Consider the following 3,302-nt stretch of genomic DNA (forward strand, 5'->3'; position numbering starts at 1 on the left):
CTTCAGAACTAACACAGTGGACGCGAGCAACTGAGGACAAGCCCTCGGCCTATTAGTACCGGTCAGCTCCACCCATTACTGGGCTTCCACATCCGGCCTATCAACCCAGTCGTCTACTGGGAGCCTTACCCTCTCAAGGAGGTGGGAATACTCATCTCGAAGCAGGCTTCCCGCTTAGATGCTTTCAGCGGTTATCCCTCCCGAACGTAGCCAACCAGCCATGCCCTTGGCAGGACAACTGGCACACCAGAGGTTCGTCCGTCCCGGTCCTCTCGTACTAGGGACAGCCCTTCTCAATATTCCTGCGCGCGCAGCGGATAGGGACCGAACTGTCTCACGACGTTCTAAACCCAGCTCGCGTACCGCTTTAATGGGCGAACAGCCCAACCCTTGGGACCGACTCCAGCCCCAGGATGCGACGAGCCGACATCGAGGTGCCAAACCATCCCGTCGATATGGACTCTTGGGGAAGATCAGCCTGTTATCCCCGGGGTACCTTTTATCCGTTGAGCGACGGCGCTTCCACAAGCCACCGCCGGATCACTAGTCCCGACTTTCGTCCCTGCTCGACCCGTCGGTCTCACAGTCAAGCTCCCTTGTGCACTTACACTCAACACCTGATTGCCAACCAGGCTGAGGGAACCTTTGGGCGCCTCCGTTACCCTTTGGGAGGCAACCGCCCCAGTTAAACTACCCATCAGACACTGTCCCTGATCCGGATCACGGACCGAGGTTAGACATCCAGCACGACCAGAGTGGTATTTCAACGGCGACTCCACCATGACTGGCGTCACGGCTTCAAAGTCTCCCACCTATCCTACACAAGCCGAACCGAACACCAATATCAAACTGTAGTAAAGGTCCCGGGGTCTTTCCGTCCTGCTGCGCGAAACGAGCATCTTTACTCGTAGTGCAATTTCACCGGGCCTATGGTTGAGACAGTCGAGAAGTCGTTACGCCATTCGTGCAGGTCGGAACTTACCCGACAAGGAATTTCGCTACCTTAGGATGGTTATAGTTACCACCGCCGTTTACTGGCGCTTAAGTTCTCAGCTTCGCCACACCGAAATGTGACTAACCGGTCCCCTTAACGTTCCAGCACCGGGCAGGCGTCAGTCCGTATACATCGCCTTACGGCTTCGCACGGACCTGTGTTTTTAGTAAACAGTCGCTTCTCGCTGGTCTCTGCGGCCACCCCCAGCTCACGGAGTAAATCCGATCACCAGACGTGGCCCCCCTTCTCCCGAAGTTACGGGGGCATTTTGCCGAGTTCCTTAACCATAGTTCACCCGAACGCCTCGGTATTCTCTACCTGACCACCTGAGTCGGTTTAGGGTACGGGCCGCCATGAAACTCGCTAGAGGCTTTTCTCGACAGCATAGGATCATCCACTTCACCACAATCGGCTCGGCATCAGGTCTCAGGCTATGTGCTGTCCGGATTTACCTGGACAACGCCCTACACCCTTACCCCGGGACTACCACCGCCCGGGTTGGACTACCTTCCTGCGTCACCCCATCGCTTACCTACTACCACCTTGGATCAGCGGCTCCACCACTTTCCTTTCCCCGAAGGGTCCGGAACGGCTTCACGGCCTTAGCATTAATGGGCTCGATATTGGGCGTTTCAAAGCGGGTACCGGAATATCAACCGGTTGTCCATCGACTACGCCTGTCGGCCTCGCCTTAGGTCCCGACTTACCCTGGGCAGATCAGCTTGACCCAGGAACCCTTAGTCAATCGGCGCACACGTTTCTCACGTGTGTATCGCTACTCATGCCTGCATTCTCACTCGTGAACCGTCCACAACTCGCTTCCGCGGCTGCTTCACCCGGCACACGACGCTCCCCTACCCATCACAGCGGGCGTTGGCCCTATTGCTGCAATGACACGACTTCGGCGGTACGCTTGAGCCCCGCTACATTGTCGGCGCGGAATCACTTGACCAGTGAGCTATTACGCACTCTTTCAAGGGTGGCTGCTTCTAAGCCAACCTCCTGGTTGTCTCTGCGACTCCACATCCTTTCCCACTTAGCGTACGCTTAGGGGCCTTAGTCGATGCTCTGGGCTGTTTCCCTCTCGACCATGGAGCTTATCCCCCACAGTCTCACTGCCGTGCTCTCACTTACCGGCATTCGGAGTTTGGCTAAGGTCAGTAACCCGGTAGGGCCCATCGCCTATCCAGTGCTCTACCTCCGGCAAGAAACACACGACGCTGCACCTAAATGCATTTCGGGGAGAACCAGCTATCACGGAGTTTGATTGGCCTTTCACCCCTAACCACAGGTCATCCCCCAGGTTTTCAACCCTGGTGGGTTCGGTCCTCCACGAAGTCTTACCTCCGCTTCAACCTGCCCATGGCTAGATCACTCCGCTTCGGGTCTTGAGCGCGCTACTGAATCGCCCTATTCGGACTCGCTTTCGCTACGGCTTCCCCACACGGGTTAACCTCGCAACGCACCGCAAACTCGCAGGCTCATTCTTCAAAAGGCACGCAGTCACGACCCATTGAGTAAACTCAATGAGCGACGCTCCCACGGCTTGTAGGCACACGGTTTCAGGTACTATTTCACTCCGCTCCCGCGGTACTTTTCACCATTCCCTCACGGTACTATCCGCTATCGGTCACCAGGGAATATTTAGGCTTAGCGGGTGGTCCCGCCAGATTCACACGGGATTTCTCGGGCCCCGTGCTACTTGGGTGTCTCTCAAACGAGCCGTTAATGTTTCAGCTACGGGGGTCTTACCCTCTACGCCGGACCTTTCGCATGTCCTTCGCCTACATCAACGGTTTCTGACTCGTCTCACAGCCGGCAGACTGTGAAAGAGAGATCCCACAACCCCGCATGCGCAACCCCTGCCGGGTATCACACGCATACGGTTTGGCCTCATCCGGTTTCGCTCGCCACTACTCCCGGAATCACGGTTGTTTTCTCTTCCTGAGGGTACTGAGATGTTTCACTTCCCCTCGTTCCCTCCACATGCCCTATGTGTTCAGGCATGGGTGACAGCCCATGACGACTGCCGGGTTTCCCCATTCGGAAACCCCCGGATCAAAGCCTGGTTGACGGCTCCCCGGGGACTATCGTGGCCTCCCACGTCCTTCATCGGTTCCTGGTGCCAAGGCATCCACCGTGCGCCCTTAAAAACTTGGCCACAGATGCTCGCGTCCACTGTGTAGTTCTCAAGCAACGACCAGCCACCCATCACCCCACCCGCTAAACAGGTGAGTTCACTGGGGCCGGCATCGCGAAGATACAAACCTTACGGCCGTACCCTCAGATACCCAACAACGTGCCAAGC

1 rRNA gene is annotated in these 3,302 nt (G+C 56.7%); it reads right to left on the bottom strand.

The window, feature by feature from the left end:
• Positions 1-32: 32 nt before the first annotated feature.
• Positions 33-3,155, bottom strand: a 23S ribosomal RNA gene (locus tag E0F75_RS39640).
• Positions 3,156-3,302 lie beyond the last annotated feature (147 nt).

Source organism: Streptomyces sp. CB02980 (genome assembly GCF_014451325.2).
GTDB lineage: Bacteria > Actinomycetota > Actinomycetes > Streptomycetales > Streptomycetaceae > Streptomyces.